This window comes from Nocardia aurantiaca (genome assembly GCF_009708175.1).
Classification (GTDB): domain Bacteria; phylum Actinomycetota; class Actinomycetes; order Mycobacteriales; family Mycobacteriaceae; genus Nocardia; species Nocardia aurantiaca.
In genome coordinates this window covers 170,000-186,989 of sequence record NZ_WMBB01000012.1, presented here as the reverse complement: position 1 = coordinate 186,989, position 16,990 = coordinate 170,000, and the positions used below count along the sequence as shown (strand labels likewise).

Below are 16,990 nucleotides of genomic sequence, written 5' to 3'. Positions count from 1 at the left end.
AGCGAAAAACGCTGGCCAGGACACGTTTTCAACACTGCGAAGCGGCGGGTGTGCCGGTAGCGTCTCCCGGGCCGCGATGGCATGGGAACAGACTGACGATCGGAGATTCTCGATGGGGCGTGGATTCGCCACGACGAATCGGCGGACGGTGCTGGGCTCGATGCTGGCCGCGGGCGCGGCCGGAGTGACCGGCCTGCCGGAGGGCATGGCGGAGGCGCTGGCCGAACCGCGCCGCGCGGGCACCCTCGATCAGGTCGAGCACGTGGTCATCCTCATGCAGGAGAACCGCTCGTTCGACCACTACTTCGGAACCATGAGCGGCGTGCGGGGTTTCGGTGACAAGCGCGCCGTGCGGCTGCCCGCCGGCGGATACGACCCGGTGCTCCAGGCGGCCATGGACGCCGCCGTCGGCGGTGGGCTCGGGGTCGATCTGGCCAGCGGGTCGGCGGGTACGGGCAGCGCCAGCGGATCGGCCGGCGGCAGCAGCAGCGGTTCGGCGGACGGTGACCGGGATGCGTTCCATCAGCCGGATGCGTTCAGCAGCACCGGATTCCTGCTGCCCTGGCATATCGACACCACACGCGTGGACGGACAGGATCTCGGCGATCTGGCCCACGACTGGAACACCACGCATCTGGCGTGGGCCGACGGCGCCTATCACTCGTGGATCGCGGCCAAGTCCAAGATGACGATGGGGTACTTCACCGACGCTGACATTCCGTTCCATCGCGCGCTGGCCTCGGCGTTCACCATCTGCGACCACTACTTCTGCTCGATTCAGGGCCCCACCACGCCGAATCGACTGTTCCACTGGACCGGCACCATCGACGCGGCCGGCCGCGCCGGCGGACCGGCGGTGTCCAATCCCCCGGACTACCGGCCGGCGTACAGCTGGACCACCTATCCGGAACGCTTGCAGCAGGCCGGAATCTCGTGGCAGGTGTACGCCGACAATCACAGCGGCGGCGACTTCCTCGCGGACTTCGGCGACAACCCGCTGTGGCTGTTCCACGCCTACCACGACGCGGCGGCCTCAGCCGATCCCGCCGTGCGCCAGCTGGCCGACCGGGCCCGGGTGACCGCCACCGGAATGACACCCGCACCGGCCGGGATCGACGGCACCAATGTCGATTACGTTCTGCAGCAGTTCATTTCCGACTGCGCCGCGGGCACGCTGCCGCAGGTCTCCTGGGTGGTCGCGCCCGCCGGATACTCCGAGCATCCGGCCTACCGTCCCGCCGACGGCGCCGCCTACATCCAGCGCGTCCTGAAGGCCCTGTGGGACAACCCGAAACTGTGGGAGTCGACGGTCTTGCTGATCAACTATGACGAGAATGACGGCTTCTTCGACCACCTGGTACCGCCGACCGCGCCGCCCGGCACCCCCGACGAGATCCTGCCCTCGCTGGAGATCACCGGCACCGACCTCAATTCCGGCTCGGCCACCCTCGGGCTGGCCTCGGGCTCGGCGAGCCTGGACACGCTCATCGGCAGAGCCGGGGCGCTGCTGGGCGGCCAGTCGCCTATCGGCCTGGGACCGCGAGTGCCGATGCTGGTCGTCTCGCCGTGGAGCCGGGGCGGCTGGGTGAATTCCCAAGTGTTCGACCATACTTCGGTGCTGCGGTTCCTGGAGCAGTGGACCGGCGTCGCCGAACCGAATATCTCGGCCTGGCGGCGCGCCGTCTGCGGCGACCTCACCAGCTGCTTCGATTTCGGCAAGCGTGACACCAGCATTCCCGCCCTGCCCGACGCGAATGCCGAGCGCGCCCGGGCGGCCGGTCAGAAGAACCTGCCCAAGCCCGCCCCGCCCGCCCCGGCCGGACAGCGGCTGCCCGCCCAGGATCCCGGCCGTGCGAAGGCGCGCCCGCTGCCGTATCAGCCGGTGGCCTGGCTCGAGGTGACCGCGGCGGCCGCGACGGTCCGATTCGGCAATCAGGGCACGGTCGCCATGCCGTTCCAAACCTTTGCCTACCACGACAATTCGATCCGCCAGACGGTCGTGGCGCCCGGCGGTGCCGCGCAGGAGCGATTCCAGCTCGGCGGCACCTACGATTTCGCGATCCACGCGCCCAACGGATTCCTCGTCGAGGCCTCGGGTACGGCGGACACCGCGACGCTCACCGCCGCGGCGGCCATCGGCGGCAGTGCCGACAAGCCCGCCTTCGTCGTGACCGTGACCAATTCCGGAACCTCCGCCATGACGATCGAGGTGGGCGGCTCCCGCACCACCATCAACGGCGGCGCCGATCACCAGATCACCGCACCGCTCGACGAAGGCTGGTACGACCTGACCCTCACACTGTCCGGAAACTCCGACTGGCGCAGGCATTTCGCGGGTCATCTGGAGAACGGCGGCGCGAGCAGTACCGCGTAAGAGGGCCGAACTCAGGATTCGAAGGCCGCGAAACGCCACTCGGGCAGGGCGTCGGGGTTGGCGCGTAGGTATCTGAGGGACTGTTTCATGTAGACGCGGGGATTCGTGTCGAGGTGGTGAGCCCATGCGGGTTCGGGGTCGCCGCGCATGACGGTCCAGCAGGCCAGCGCGTATCCGTACATGGGCTGGGAGAGATAGCCCAGGCGCTGGGAGCGCCAGCCGCGGCTGTTCTGCGAGAACTGGAAGGCGGCGTTGGCATTGAACACGCCGAGGCCGAGGTAGACCGTCGTCAGGTCGGTGAGCTGTTCGCCGTCGTGGCGATCCGGTGCGATGCGACGCTCACCGAGCAGGCGTTCGTGCGCCAGCTCATGGGCGACGGTCGCCACCAGGGTGATCGGCGAGCGCAGGCGCGCCAATTCGAGCGACACCACCGCCCGCCCGTGCTCCAGGCGGTAATGCCCCGCCTCCCCGCGCGCGGCGCCCTCGAGAAACATGGCCTGCTCGGGTGGGACGGCCCAGGCCGAATCGAGCTCCACCACAAGGCGATCCAGGCCCACGCCCATATATCCGCCGACACGCTCCACCACCGAGAGCACCTGCTGGGCGGTACGCGGGTAGGCATCCGGGAAGAAGTCGGAGGTCGGCACGATCACGGGCGTACGCAGGGTCCTGGCGCCGAATTGCGTCGCGCACCAGCCCAGCATCTCCTCCACCCAGAGCCGTTCCACCTCCCTCACCGGACACCGCGGCCTGAAGAATCCCATGCCGCATTATGTCCGGGTCAGGCCCGGGATGCGCGGCGGCGCTGTTCCGGGGGATTCGAGAGGAACATCGGGGGCGCGTACTCGCTCACCAGGGTGCGGGTCCACCAGGCGTGGGTGGCGAGCAGCTCGCGGGGAGTCGTGAAGCGGTACTCGTAGAGGCGGGCCCGGACGAAACGTGGCGGAGCGTCCGGGAACGGGTTGCTGCGCAGCAGGCGCAGCGTGGCGGGGTCATTGCGCAGCAGGCGTTGCAGGAGCCCGCCGAACCATGGCCTGGCATACGCGGTCGAGTGGGCCGCGAACCACAGCAGCCAGTCCAGGCGCAGGTGATACGGGGCCCACTGGCGCGGGAGCCGGTGGAGGTCGCCGGGTTTGCCCTTGAACTCGTATTCGCGCCAGTGGGTGCGGGAGGTGAGCCGCGAGTCGTCGGCGCCCTCGATGACCACCTCGTAGCGGACACGGTCCACGACACCGAACGCCCCGAAGGTGTTGACCAGGTGAAAAGGATTGTAAGACTGGTTCATTCGCTGCCTGCTCGACAGCATATTGCGGACCGGCAGATAGCTCAGCACCACGGTGCAGGCCACGAAGACGAACACCGGCACCGTGAACCACAGCGGGGAGTTCGCCGGATGCGGCGCCGCGGGAATCGGAAAAACCGTCGTCGCAGCGGAATTCGAGACCGCCGACCAGGCCAGGATGATGGTCAGCCAGTTCAGCCACGCGAAGTTCCCGGACAACACCAGCCACAACTGGGTGACGATGATGACCGCGGCGGCCACGCTCGCGACCGGTTGCGGCGCGAAAAGGCCGAAGGGCACCACCAATTGGGCGACGTGGTTGGCTCCCGCCTCGATCCGGTGCAGCGGCTTGGGCAACCGGTGGAAGAACCAGCTCAGCGGCCCCGGCATGGGCTGGGTCTGGTGGTGGTAGTACAGGCAGGTCAGGTCGCGCCAGCACCGGTCGCCCCGAAGCTTGATCAGTCCGGCCCCGAATTCCACCCGGTACACCAGCCACCGGGCCAGCCACACCACCAACACCGGCGGCGCGACCCGGTCGTTGCCCAGGAAGATCACCAGGAACCCGGCCTCGAGCAGCAGCGATTCCCAGCCGAATGAGTACCAGACCTGCCCCACATTGACGATCGACAGGTACAGCACCCACACCAGCAGCCACATGGCCATGGCCGCCCACAGCGGCAACAGATCGGCCACCCCGCCCACCAGCGCCGCCGACACCGCCGCCCCGCTCCACGCCACCGCGGCGAAGTACCGGTCGGAGTAGTGCAGCTGGAACAGGCTCGGCGCCACCCGGAACGGCCGCCGCGCCACGAAGCGCGGCACCGGCAGCATGCCGTGCTCCCCGATCAGCGCCCGGAACTGCCGAGCCGCCCCCACGAACGCGAATACATAAACGGCCGCGATTCCGCGCTCGAGCACCTGCCGCGCGAACCAGTATTCCGGTGCGATGAACCACTCCATCCCGCGCCTCCTGCGCCGGCCGTGTCAGCTCAGCTCACATACCGTCCACTTCGGAGCCTACTCACCGGGTTGGCGCGAGCCCAGGTGGCAACGCGGGCTCCGGCATTCCGTCCGAGGGCCCCGGCCGGCTGGATCCGGCGGTAGGGATCCCCTGGTCGGCGCGGGCGCCAGTCCTACTGTGGCCGTGGCGGGTTCGATGGTGCGGTACGAGCTCGCAGGGCGGTGTCGACCACGCTTCCCGGACGCTGACCCGGGCGGCCGTTGACTCCCCGCCCGCCAACGGCCGCGGGCGCAGCAGCGGCGCGGGCCGAACCCGTACACCCTTCTGCACCTTCCACGATTCCGCAGTCGGACGGGTCTGTCTGTCAGACGTTCGACCGACAGCGCGACGGATACCGGGATGCCATGCTGGCCCGAATCCGGTTCGGTACCGTGGCCGGGTGCTGCGCGAAGCCGACCCGACCCACGCCGCGGTCGCGCAGGAGGCGACGTGGCTGGCCATCCGATTCCGGCACGCCGCGTGCCTGGTGCTCACCGTGGTGCACCTGGCGAACGGGGCGGCCGATCCGGGCCTGGAACGTGCAATCACCGTGCTGCTGGCCGTGTGGTCGGCAAGCCGGTTGTGGGGTGGGCGACGGGGACCGTGGTGGACGGCGGCCGATGTCGCGGTGGTGGCGATCTACCTGCTCGGCACGGTCAGCGTGGCCGCGTCGGGGATCGGCACCCAGGACCTCATCGATGTGAAGGTCGTAGCGGCAACAGTGATCTCGGTGGGTATCGCGGAGCGGGTGAGGGTTTCCGCGGCGGTGACCGCGCTGGTCCTCATGCTGCTCTACTACGCTAATCGTCATACCCCCGGTCTCACGCCGTGGCGCTACCTCTCCGATCTGGCCGTCGCGTATCTCCTGGTGGAGTGGCTGCTGGCGATCGGTGTGCGCCGCGTGGTGCTGCGCGCGGCCACCGTGCACGACCAGACCGTGACCGCCGCCGCCGACTCCCGCATCGCGAGCGATGTCGCCGCCGCCCGGCGACGCTACGAGCATGAGCAGTGGGCGGTCATGCACGATACCGCCGCGGCCACCCTGCTCATGGTCGGCCAGGGCGCGGCCCGGGATCCGGAGCGTATCGCCCGGCAGGCCGCGCGCGACCTCACGGTGCTGGAATCGGGCATCCCGCTGCCGGGCGACGACTCGCACGCCGATTTGTCGGAATTGCTGCGGGAGTTGAGCGCCGACTGCTCGGTCCCGGTCTCCCTGCGGACACCCGGCCCGCTGCCGATCCGCCGGACCCTGGCGTGGACGGTGACCGCCGCCGCGCGGGAGGCGCTCACCAATGTCGACCGCCACGCTCACGCGTCGGAGGTCGTGGTCAGCGCCGGGCCGGGGACGCTGATGATCACCGATGACGGTGTCGGATTCGAGGGAACGCCGGGCGAGGGCCGCTACGGCATCCGGCACTCCATCATCGAGCGGCTGCGGGCCGTGGGCGGCGACGCCGACGTCATCAGCGCCCGCGGACGTGGCACCGAGGTCCGACTGCGCTGGCCGGTCGCCGAATCCGATACCGCCGAGGATCATTCGTTCGACGCGCCGGCGGCGGCCGCCGGAATCGACCTGCTCGGACGCAGTTTCGGATACGGCATCGTCGGCATCGCGGTCGCCGACACCCTGTTGCAGTCGACGCTCACCGAGGCGGCGGCGACACCCCCGGCGGCGGTCAACGCGCTGCTGGTCACGGTGAACGTGGTCTGTGCGCTGGCGGCGCTGATACCGCGCCGCCGCGAGTCCGTCACGCTCATGCTCATGGGCACGGCGATCGCCGCCTCGCTCCTGCTCATTGCCCTGCTGCCGCCGGATTTCGTACTGGCGGGTGCGAATTGGTCCATCGGCGCGTCCGGCTGGACGGTGGTGGCGCTCGGGTTCCCGCTGGCGCCACGCCTGTCGCTGTCGGCACTGACTGCCTGGTGGGTGCTGGTGTGCGGGCTGGTGCTGGTCCGGGTGCCGGGGACGGACACCCTCATGGTGCTCGGGTATCACACGGCGGCGATCTACTTCCTCCAGGTGCTCACCGCCTGGTTCGCCGCCACCCTCGACCGCGCGGCCCGCCAGGCTGCTGCCCTGCACCGGGAGCGCCTGCGGCTGCGCACCGCCGACGCGGTCGGGCGCATGACCGAACAGGAATGCCTGCGCCGGTATCGCGAACTGCTCACCGCATTCACGCCGCTGCTCAGGGGTTTGGCCGACGGCACGCTGAATCCGCGAGATCCTGCCGTGCAGGCCGCCTCGCGCACCGAGTACGCGCGCCTGCGCCGCCTGTTCACCCAGCAGGACGGCCTCGGCCACCCGCTGCTGGCCGACCTGCGCACCGGCATCGACGCCGCCGAACGGCGCGGGGTGGCGGTCACCGTCGAGGCAGATGTCGAATTCCGTCCTACGGACCCGTCCACCGACCGCGACCTGCCCGACGCGGTCCGCGGCCATCTGGTGGCCGCGACTCGGATCATGCTGGACGCCAGCCTTTCCCGCGCCCGGGTGGTGGTGACCGCGGACCCCTCCGGTTGTACGGTCAGCGCGCTCGGCGACTGCCCGGTCGAGACGCTGGATCGCCTGTCGCTGTTGTCGGGCGCCGCCCTCGACACCGGCGGCGCGGTGCACACCGAGGTCATCACGGCGGGCGAATTACTTTGGGCACGAATGCATCACCGCTTCGAGGCCGAGGGAGCCCGATGATCCGCATCGCCATCGTCGATGACCATCCGCTGATCCGTGACGGCGTGCGCGGCTGGTGCGCCGCCGCCGAGCCGCGCATCGAGGTGATCGCCGACCATCCCGATCCGGCCGCTTTCCTGTCCGCCACCGGACCGGACCGCGGCGACCTGGACGCCATCGTCCTGGATCTCCAATTCGACCAGCGCGCACCGGATCTGAGCGCCCTGGGCACGATCTGCACGCGCGGCCACCGCGTCGTGGTCTATTCCCAGTACACCGAACCCCGCCTGGTGCGGGACTGCCTGGATCTGGGCGCGGTCACTTACCTGTCGAAAACCGAAGGGCGCGAACACCTCATCACCGCTCTGCACGCCGCCGCCGAGGTGCGGCCGTACCTGAGCCCGACCATGGCCCGCGCCATGAGCACCGACGGCGACGACCGGCCGCGACTGTCCAGGCGGGAGCGGGAGGTGTTGCTGGCCTGGTTCCAGACCGAGTCCAAAGCCCTTGTCGCCCAGCAGCTCTACATCACCATCGGCACGGTCAACACCTATCTGGAGCGCATCCGCGCCAAGTACGCGGCGGTCGGGCGCTCGGCGCCCACCAAGGCCGCGCTGGTGGCTCGGGCCATCCGCGACGGCCTGATCACCACCGACGATCTCTAGTCTCCGGAGTCCTCGTCCAGGTCGACCTCGATCTTGTCGCGGTCGGCCCATTCGAGCAGCGGTTCGATGTCGAACACCGCCTCGTCGATGCCCGCGTGCAGGTCGCCGAGTTCGGCGTACCGCGCGGGCACGGTCTTCATGGTGAACTCGCCCGGGTGCACCTCGGGAATCTCGGTCCAGCGCACCGGAGTCGACACCGTCGCCTCGGGCACCCCGCGCACCGAGTACGCCGCCGCGATGGTGTGGTCGCGCGCGTTCTGGTTGTAGTCCACGAACAGCTGCGTCGGATCGCGATCCTTCCGCCGCCACGCGGTGGTGACGTCCGCGGGTGCGCGCCGCTCCACCTCGCGGGCGAAGGCGAGGGCGGCCCGGCGCACCTCCTGGAACCCGAAGCGCGGTGCGATCCGCACGTACACGTGCAATCCCTTGCCGCCGGAGGTTTTCGGCCATCCGACCGCCCCCAGCTCGTCGAGTACCTCCCGCACGACCCCGGCCACCCGCTGCACCCGCGACCACGGGCAGTCCGGCATGGGGTCCAGGTCGATGCGCCATTCGTCGGGCATCTCGGTGTCGAAGCGTCGTGAATTCCAGGGGTGGAATTCTATGGTCGACATCTGCACGGCCCAGATCACGTCGGCGAGCTTCTCGACGCAGAGTTCGTCGGCGGTGCGGCCGTAGCGCGGGAAGTACAGCTGCACGGTCGGAATCCAGTCCGGCGCACCGCCGGGCAGTCGCTTCTGATGCACCTTGCCGCCGGGCAGGCCCTTCGGGAAGCGGTGCAGCATGCACGGCCGGTCCCGCAGTGCGTTGACGATCCCGTCGCCCACGCTCAGGTAGTACTGCACCAGGTCGAGCTTGGTCGCCCCGGTCTCCGGAAAGTACACCCGATCCGGATTCGAGACGCGCACCCTGTACTCGCCGACCGGCACCTCGACCGCCGGCACAGCTGACTTGCCGGCCATCCGTCCGACGGTAACCGGCATTTCGACCGGCCGCGACCGACTCGCCGCGAGCCGCACATCGAACTAGAACGCGTTATAGTTCTCTCCGCTCGGATTTCTTCGCTTCGGAAGGTGGTCGCGACAGTGCGGACCTGGGATTCTTCGGCCGACGTGGTGGTGGTCGGATACGGCGGCGCGGGTGTCGCGGCGGCGCTGGCCGCACGAGAATCCGGAGCCGATGTGCTCGCACTGGACCGGTATCTGGGCGGCGGGGCGACGGCACTGTCCGGCGGCATCGTCTATGCGGGCGGCGGCACGTGGGTGCAAAAGGCCGCCGGGGTCGAGGACGATGTCGAGAACATGCTCACGTATCTGCGGGCCGAGGTCGGCGACACCGTGAGCGAGCGGACACTGCGGAAGTTCTGCGAGGAGTCACCCGCGCTGATCGATTGGCTGACCCGGCACGGGGTTCCGTTCCAGGCCTCGCTGTGCCCGTTCAAGACCTCGTACCCCACCGACGACTACTACCTGTACTACTCGGGAAGTGAAAACTCCGGCGGCTTCCGGGAATTGGCGGTGCCGCGGCAGCGCGGGCATCGGGCGCACGGACGCGGGGTGTCGGGCAAGAAGCTGTTCGGGCCGCTCGCCGAGTCCGCCGCGAAACACGGTGTGCGAGTGCAAATCGGCACCAGGGCAACGCGCCTCGTGATCGAGGACGGCCGCGTCGTGGGCGTCGAGGCGACCACCCTGGGCAACGCGCCCGCCGCGGTAAGGCGGCGGTTCGCCGCGCTGGCCCGCATCTCGGCGAAACCCGGTGTGTACCACCAGGGCTTGCGCAAGGCCGTGCAGGCACTCCTGGCTCGTATCGAGCAGCGCTACGGCATGCCGGTGCGGATTCGGGCGCGATCGGGCGTCATTCTCACCACCGGGGGTTTCATCGCCAATGGCGAGATGGTCGCGGAGCACGCCCCGGACTACCCGTGGGCCGAGGGCCTGCCGCTGGGGACCGCCGGATGCGACGGCAGCGGAATCGCCATGGCGCAGGCGGTCGGCGCGGCCACCGGGCGGATGGACATGCTGTCGACGTGGCGGTTCATCGCACCGCCGAGCGCGTATTTCGGCTCGATCGCCGTGGATGCCAACGGGCAGCGCATGATCGACGAATCCCGCTACGGCGCGGCGCTGGGCGCGGCCATTGCCACCAGCCCCGGCAATCGGGCCTGGCTGCTGGTCGATGCCCGGCTGGCCGCCGAGGCACGCCGTCAGATCGGCCGGCAGTCGGTGTGGTTCCAGCGCATGCAGGCCGAGCGGCTGCTGCGGTTCGGCAGCGTGACCGGCCGGACCGTCGAGGAGGTCGCGGCCCGGGCCGGCATCGACCCGGCGGCCCTGCGCACGACCGTGGACGCGCACAATCGCGCCATCGAGCACAACCTGCCCGACCCCCTCGGCAAGCCGGACGATCTCCGCCGCCCGCTGCACACGGGACCCTTCACCCTGCTGGACATCTCGTTCAAATCACGGCTGACCTACCCGATGCCGATGCTGACTCTGGGCGGCCTGCTGGTGGACGAGGAGACCGGCGCGGTCCGGACCGACTCCGGCGCGGCCATTCCCGGCCTTTTCGCGGCGGGTCGGGCGGCCGTGGGCGTCTGCTCGAATTCGTATGTGAGCGGCCTGTCCCTGGCCGACTGCGTCTTCTCCGGCCGCCGCGCGGGCACCCACAGCGTGGAGTTGGCGGCCGCGCACTGATAAACCCCACCGACAGGCGGTCCGCGAACTTCCATCGCCGCCGCCGGGACGCGCGAGCAGAGGCATTGGCGATGGGCGAATCGGTGTCCCTGCCCGCCCGGACCCGGCCGACATGGCCGGCGCGGCTCTTCAGTCCCGACCACATGCCCGAAATCCGAGTCCCGCGCTGATCGGCGAGCAGTTCAGTCGGTGGCGCGCACCCCGAGTTCGAAGGTGCGCAGCAGATCCGCCGCGACGCTGACGGCGATGACGGCGGGCTCCTTGCCGGTGATATCGGTCAGCCCGATGGGAGTTTTGATGCGGCCCAAGGCTTCCGGCGCATGGCCGCCCTCGGTGGTGAGGCGCTTCTGGAAACGCGCCCACTTGGCCGGGGACCCGATCAGGCCGATGGTGCCCAGATTGTCAGCGCGCAGGGCGGCGTCGCAGAGGGCCGCGTCCTCGGCGTGATCGTGGGTCATGATCACGATGTGGGTGCCGGGTGGAAGCTGATCGAGCATCTGCTCCGGCAGCAGGGGCGTGTGGTGGGTGTGGACTTGCGCGAGGGCGTCCGCGAGGGGCGTGAGGCGTTCGTCGGTGAGCATCTCGGGCCGGGAGTCGATCAGGTGCAGATCGAGATCCTGGCGGGCCAGGATGCGAGCCAGTTCCAGGCCGACATGCCCGATGCCGAAGATGGCCACCGCCGGGCGCACCGGCAGTGGTTCGAGCAGGACGGTGACCGTGCCGCCGCAGCATTGGACGCCGTGCTGATCGACGACCTTGTCGTTGAGGGCGAATTCCCTCAGCTCGGGTTCGGCGTGCGGGCGCGCGATCATCTCGCGGGCGCGCTCCACGGCGACGGCCTCGACATTGCCGCCGCCGATCGAGCCCCAGGTATCTGCCTGTCCCACCACCATTTTCGCCCCGGCCCGGCGCGGCGCGTGGCCGCGCACGCTCGCCACCGTGAGCAGCACGCCGGGTTCCCGGCGGGCGCGCAGCCGCGCGACCGCGGTCACCCAGGTCATGTCAGGCACCGGCGGAAACGCTTTCCTCGGTGACGAGTTCGCCCGCGTGCCGCGCCGAGACGAGGGCCCAGTACACCGCCTCCGGCGTTGCGGGCGCGCCCAGTTCGACGCTCACGCCCTCCGGACCGAAGGCGGCGGCCGCCTGACGCAGCGCCTCGCGGACGGAGAACGCCAGCATGAGCGGTGGCTCCCCCACAGCCTTCGACCCGTACACCACGCCCTCCTCGTGGGCGTGCTGCAGCAGCGTCACAGTGAACGCCTCGGGCATCTCCGAGAAGCTGGGCAGCTTGTAGGTGCCGGCCGCCTGGGTCAGCAGCCGCCCGCGGCCCGGGCCGTCGCCGGTGTCCCAGCGGATGTCCTCCAGCGTCAGCCAGCCCGCGCCCTGCACGAAACCTCCCTCGATCTGGCCGATGTCGATGAGCGGGGACAGGCTGTCGCCGACATCGTGGACGATGTCGACGCGGCGGATACGGTAAGCGCCGGTGAAGCCGTCCACCTCCACCTCGCTGGCCGCGGTGCCGTAGGCGAAGTACTTGAACGGGGCACCGTGCATGGTCCCGGCGTCCCAGTGCAGACCCTCGGTACGGTAGAAACCGGCCGCCGACAACTGAACTCGCTGGAGGTAGGCCGTCCGCACCAGGTCGTCCCATTCGACGGTCGCGTCACCGGGACCGAGTGCACGCGCGACGCCGTCGGCGATGCGGACATCGGAGGCGTTCACACCCAGGCGGGTCGCCGCCACCCGCGACAGGCGTTCCCGCAGCTGCTCGCAGGCGTTCTTCACCGCGGCGCCATTGAGGTCCGCGCCGGAACTGGCCGCTGTCGCGGAGGTGTTGGGCACCTTGTCCGTTCGGGTCGGCGCGAGCCGCACCCGGTGCAGCGGAATGCCCAGCGTGGTGGCCGCCACCTGCAGCATCTTGGTGTGCAGGCCCTGGCCCATCTCGGTGCCGCCGTGGTTGATGAGCACCGACCCGTCCTTGTAGATCAGCACCAGCGCACCGGCCTGGTTGAAGGCCGTCATGTTGAACGAGATTCCGAACTTGACCCCGGTGACCGCCAGCCCACGCTTGACGTGCGGGTGCGAGGCATTGAATGCCGCGATTTCCTCTGTGCGCGTGCCTATCTCGCCAAGCGCGAGAACCTGGTCCCAGGTGTCGGTGATGCGTTCGGGGTGCCGCACCTGCTGCCCGTAGGGCGTGGACTGCCCGGGGCGATAGACATTGCGGCGGCGCAGCTCCATCGGATCCAGGCCGAGCAGGGGCGCGCAGCGGCCCAGCAAGTCCTCCATGACCAGCATGCCCTGCGGCCCGCCGAAACCGCGGAACGCGGTATTGGACGGCTTATTGGTCCTGGCGATGCGGCCGTTGAAGCGCGCGTTGGGAATCCAGTAGATGTTGTCGATGTGACAGAGCGCGCGGGCCAGCACCGGCTCCGACAGGTCCAGGCTCCAGCCGCCGTCCGCGGTCAGGGTGACGTCCAGGGCCTGGAGGCGCCCGCCCGCGTCGAATCCGACCCGCCACTGCGCGTGGAATCCGTGACGCTTGCCGGACATGGTCAGATCCTGAGTCCGGTTGAGCCGCACCCGGACCGGCCGCCCGGTGAGGGTCGCGCCGAGCGCCGCGACGGCCGCGAAGCCGTGCGGCTGCATCTCCTTGCCGCCGAAACCACCGCCCATGCGCAGGCATTGCACGGTGACCTCGTGATCGCGCAGTCCCAGCACGTGGGCGACGATCTCCTGGGTCTCCGACGGGTGCTGGGTGCTGGACTGCACGAACACCTGCCCGCCCTCGTCGATGTGCGCCAGGGCGGCGTGGGTTTCGAGGTAGAAGTGCTCCTGGTCGGAGAAGTGGATTGCGCCGGTGAAGATGTGCGCGGAGGCGGCGAAGCCGGATTCCAGGTCACCACAGCGCACTTGGGGCCGTGCACCCTGGAAACTGCCGGCCGCCATCGCTTCCTCGATGGTGATGAGCGACGGCAACGGCTCCAGCTCCACCGCCACCGCGGCCGCGCCCAGCCGGGCGGCCTCCAGCGTCTCGGCGAGCACCCAGCAGACAGCATGGCCGTGGAAGCACACCTCGTCCGGGAACAGCGGTTCGTCGTGCTTGACGCCCGCGTCATTGACGCCGGGCACGTCCGCGGCGGTGAGCACCCGCACCACGCCGGGCACCCGCAGCGCGGGCGCGGTGTGCAGGGCGGTGATGCGCGCGTGCGCGTGCGACACCTGCACCGGATACGCGTGCAGCACATCCTTGGTGCGGTATACCAGGTCATCGGTGTACAGCGCGGCCCCGGTGACGTGCAGGGCGGCGCTCTCGTGCGGCAGCGCCACGCCCACCACGGGGTGCTCGGGTCGTCGCGACAGGTCGCTCATGACAGCACCCCCGCGGGCTCGGTGGTCTCGGCGAACAGTTTGCGCAGGCTCTCGCCGAGCATGGCACTGCGATACCGCGCGCTGGCGCGATGATCGTCGAGCGGCGTGCCCTCATGGCGCAGCACCTGTGCGGCTTCGACCACGGTCGATTCGTTCCAGGACCGGCCCGCGAGAGCCGCCTCGGTTCGATATGCGCGCACCGGAGTGGCGGCCACGCCACCCAACCCGATCCGTGCCTTGCGTACGACGCCGTCCTCGATGTCGAGGGCGAAAGCCACGGCGACACTGGAGATGTCGTCGAAGCGCCGTTTGGCGATCTTGTGGAAGGCGGTCACCGGGGGCAACGGCAGCGGGATGCGCACGGCCCGGATGAGTTCGTCCGGCCGCCGCACCGAGCGCCGGTAGCCGGTGAAGTAGTCGGTCAGCGCGACCTCGCGCTCGGCGTCGGCATCGGCCAGCACGACCGACGCTTCCAGCGCCAGCAGCACCGGCGGACCGTCGCCGATCGGCGAGGCGGTGCCCAGATTGCCGCCCAGGGTGGCGACATTGCGAATGAGCCGAGAGGCGAACCGCGGGAACAACTCCGACAGCAGCGGCACCCGCCCGCCGAGGCGGCGTTCGATCTCGGTCAGGGTGAGTGCGGCGCCCAGGTCGATCCGGTCCGAATCGATGGTCAGCCCACGCAGTTCGGGCAGCCGATCGATGACCAGTGTGTAATCCGCCCGCCGCCCATGGATATTCACCTCGACACCCACGTCGGTGCTGCCCGCCACCACCGTGGCGTCCGGGCGCTCGCGCAGCAGCCGCAGCGCCTGCGCGAGCGTCGCGGGCCGCACGAAACGTCTCCCATCGGAACTGAAGTCGGTCGCTACCGGTTCCGGCGGGTCGGACGCTCGCCGCCGGGCCAGCTCGTCCTCGGCCGTCGGGTCGCCCACCGCGAAGGCGGCGTCGCGGATGGGCCGGTAACCGGTGCATCGGCAGAGATTTCCGCTCAGCGCGTGCAGATCGAAACCATTGGGCCCGGTCTCGGCGTGCGCGCGGTCGCCTGCGATCTTCTCCGGCGCCCGCCGATCCGGCCGGTAGTACTCCGCGGCCATGCTGCACACGAATCCCGGTGTGCAGTAACCGCATTGCGATCCCCCGCGCTCGGCCATCTCGCGCTGCACGGGATGCAGTCGCGAGGGCGTGCCCAAACCCTCGGCGGTGACGATTTCCTGCCCGTCCAGTGCCACGGCGGGCAGCAGACAGGCATTGATCGCTACCCATTCGGTCGGCTCGACCACCCCCGGCCGGGCCACCAGCACCGAACACGCGCCGCATTCGCCTTCCGCGCAACCCTCCTTACACCCGGTGAGTCCCTGCTCCCGGAGAAAATCCAGCAGGGAGGTATGCGTCGCGGCCGGACAAATCGGCGTGGCTTTCCCGTTCACCGTCATGAAAATTGCCATTTCAGGCTGCTTTCTTCGTCGAGTGCACTATCCAGTGTCGGCGGATCAATTCCGCTCGTCGAGAAAGCCAGGTCTCAGCAGCCGTGCGCGACGCGCCCGGGCACCCACACCGTGCGGTGGGCGAGACGACGCAGGTCGGAGTTGGTGGACATCCGGTCGCCTCCTGTCCGTGACCACGGGTTACGAGGCCCCGAACCTACGTCCCGGCGCGATAGTCGGTCAACATGAGACCCCGCTCACCGTGGGATTCTGTAGGAAGATACGAAGGCGGTCGGGAGGCACGCCGAACCCGCTGGACAATCGGACAATCTCCTGCGGACAGGTATTTCCCGTGCCATCATCCGGGCCGCGACCGCGGCCCATTCGGGACGTTGTTCACGTTTCCAGGAGGCTTCCCGCGCACATGCGCTTTTCGCGCCCTCCCGTAAACCCGAAATCGATCCCGCCGCCCTCGGCGCCGGGTTCGCGACCTTCGGCGAAATACCCGGGCCATTCGGGTAATAGACGTCACGCCCGCCGCGGTGAGCACGGCGATCGTTGCGCGCTAGCGTGGAGGGATGGGTGATCGACGTGATATCTCCGATCGGCCGGATCTCGACGAGCTGCTGCGGCGGTTCTATGTCGAGGCGTTCGCTGATCCGCTGATCGGCTCGTTCTTCACCGAGATCGCGGGGACCGATCTGGAAGAGCACCTGCCCCGGATCGGCGATTTCTGGGAACGCGCGCTGTTCCGTACGACGGACTACCGACGCAATGCGCTGGCGCCGCACGCCCGGCTGCACGCGGCGCGGCCCTTGACCGCCGAGCATTTCGGACGCTGGGTGCAGCTCTGGCACGCCGCGGTGGACGGACGCTATTCCGGGCCGAACGCCGATCGCGCCAAGGCCCAGGGCGAGCGGATCGCGATCGCCATGCTGCGACGGATGACCGGGACCGACGGCGCCGCCACCACCGACGCCCCGGGCTTCATCCCGCTCGCCGCCCTGCGGCTCCGCGCGGCCTGAGCGGTCACACCAATTCCGCTGCGCCGCTGGGCGCTTCGACGCAGACGGTGCCGGTTGAACGGCACGCGCCCTGCTGCGGCGGGACCGGCTGGTGTGGGCGGGACGTTCGGCCGCAACGGAATTCGACGACCCGGCCAGCTATCCGGAGCCGAGCCCGACCCGGCAACTGGCGCTACGGGCGCTGCGACACGCGGGCCGGACGTGCGGGGTCATCTATATCAGCGACAACCTGCTCGGCCTGCGGGCCGCCGGCGGGGCTCGAGGTGATCGCGCACGCGGCGCCGTCCTGCCCGACGGGCTGGTTCCGCTCACCGATCCCGAGCTGGCCGAATTGGGTGATCTGGACTTCATGCTCATGCACCGCCGCACCCGGCCGTCCGACCCGGAGCAGGCGCTGGCCAACGCCATCGTCGCCAATGCGCGCTTACTATCACACCAGACCACGCGGTCGGGCATGTGACCGAACCGCCCGCGGCGGGCGGTAGGG

12 protein-coding genes are annotated in these 16,990 nt (G+C 69.6%); 6 read left to right on the top strand and 6 right to left on the bottom strand.

Annotation, left to right across the window (positions count from 1 at the left end; genetic code table 11):
• Positions 1–205: 205 nt before the first annotated feature.
• A complete protein-coding gene (locus GLP40_RS25130) occupies positions 206–2,374 on the top strand; it encodes a phosphocholine-specific phospholipase C (protein ID WP_456094007.1) in 2,169 nt (722 codons plus the stop codon).
• Positions 2,375–2,385: 11 nt separating this feature from the next.
• On the opposite strand, the gene GLP40_RS25125 is transcribed toward GLP40_RS25130, so the two are convergent.
• A complete protein-coding gene (locus GLP40_RS25125; RefSeq protein ID WP_154790456.1) occupies positions 2,386–3,102 on the bottom strand; it encodes a hypothetical protein in 717 nt (238 codons plus the stop codon).
• Between the two features lie 53 nt (positions 3,103–3,155).
• Complete coding sequence (locus GLP40_RS25120; RefSeq protein WP_154790455.1) at positions 3,156–4,616, bottom strand: lipase maturation factor family protein; 1,461 nt, start codon at positions 4,614–4,616, stop codon at positions 3,156–3,158.
• A gap of 440 nt (positions 4,617–5,056) precedes the next feature.
• Between GLP40_RS25120 and GLP40_RS25115 the strand changes: the two genes are divergently transcribed.
• Together GLP40_RS25115 and GLP40_RS25110 are read left to right on the top strand one after the other, a co-directional pair.
• On the top strand, positions 5,057–7,345 hold the full coding sequence (locus tag GLP40_RS25115) for a sensor histidine kinase (RefSeq protein WP_154790454.1): 2,289 nt from the start codon (positions 5,057–5,059) through the stop codon (positions 7,343–7,345).
• Complete coding sequence (locus tag GLP40_RS25110; RefSeq protein ID WP_154790453.1) at positions 7,342–7,989, top strand: response regulator; 648 nt, start codon at positions 7,342–7,344, stop codon at positions 7,987–7,989. Before GLP40_RS25115 ends, GLP40_RS25110 begins: the two co-directional genes overlap by 4 nt.
• Here GLP40_RS25110 and ligD read toward each other — a convergent pair.
• Positions 7,986–8,951 (bottom strand): non-homologous end-joining DNA ligase, encoded by a 966-nt coding sequence (gene ligD / locus GLP40_RS25105; RefSeq protein ID WP_154790452.1) that lies wholly within the window; start codon positions 8,949–8,951, stop codon positions 7,986–7,988. The genes GLP40_RS25110 and ligD overlap by 4 nt on opposite strands.
• A 111-nt stretch (positions 8,952–9,062) precedes the next feature.
• Here ligD and GLP40_RS25100 point away from each other — a divergent pair, with 111 nt between their 5' ends.
• Positions 9,063–10,679: an FAD-binding protein gene (locus GLP40_RS25100; protein ID WP_328290629.1), complete on the top strand. Its 1,617-nt coding sequence runs from the start codon at positions 9,063–9,065 to the stop codon at positions 10,677–10,679.
• Positions 10,680–10,861: 182 nt separating this feature from the next.
• Here GLP40_RS25100 and xdhC read toward each other — a convergent pair whose 3' ends face one another.
• The 3 genes from xdhC to GLP40_RS25085 are packed head-to-tail and all read right to left on the bottom strand — an operon-like array spanning position 10,862 to position 15,499.
• Positions 10,862–11,680, bottom strand: a complete 819-nt coding sequence (gene xdhC, locus GLP40_RS25095; protein WP_154790451.1) for a xanthine dehydrogenase accessory protein XdhC — start codon at positions 11,678–11,680, stop codon at positions 10,862–10,864.
• 1 nt (position 11,681) lies between these two features.
• The gene (xdhB, locus tag GLP40_RS25090) at positions 11,682–14,051 is read right to left on the bottom strand and encodes a xanthine dehydrogenase molybdopterin binding subunit (protein WP_154790450.1); all 2,370 of its coding nucleotides are present in this window, start codon (positions 14,049–14,051) and stop codon (positions 11,682–11,684) included.
• On the bottom strand, positions 14,048–15,499 hold the full coding sequence (locus tag GLP40_RS25085; protein WP_154790449.1) for a xanthine dehydrogenase small subunit: 1,452 nt from the start codon (positions 15,497–15,499) through the stop codon (positions 14,048–14,050). Before GLP40_RS25085 ends, xdhB begins: the two co-directional genes overlap by 4 nt.
• Positions 15,500–16,056: 557 nt before the next feature.
• Here GLP40_RS25085 and GLP40_RS25080 point away from each other — a divergent pair.
• Both GLP40_RS25080 and GLP40_RS25075 read left to right on the top strand, forming a co-directional pair.
• Positions 16,057–16,503 (top strand): group III truncated hemoglobin, encoded by a 447-nt coding sequence (locus tag GLP40_RS25080; RefSeq protein ID WP_154790448.1) that lies wholly within the window; start codon positions 16,057–16,059, stop codon positions 16,501–16,503.
• Positions 16,504–16,594: 91 nt separating this feature from the next.
• A complete protein-coding gene (locus tag GLP40_RS25075; RefSeq protein WP_154790447.1) occupies positions 16,595–16,963 on the top strand; it encodes a type 2 periplasmic-binding domain-containing protein in 369 nt (122 codons plus the stop codon).
• Positions 16,964–16,990: the final 27 nt, after the last annotated feature.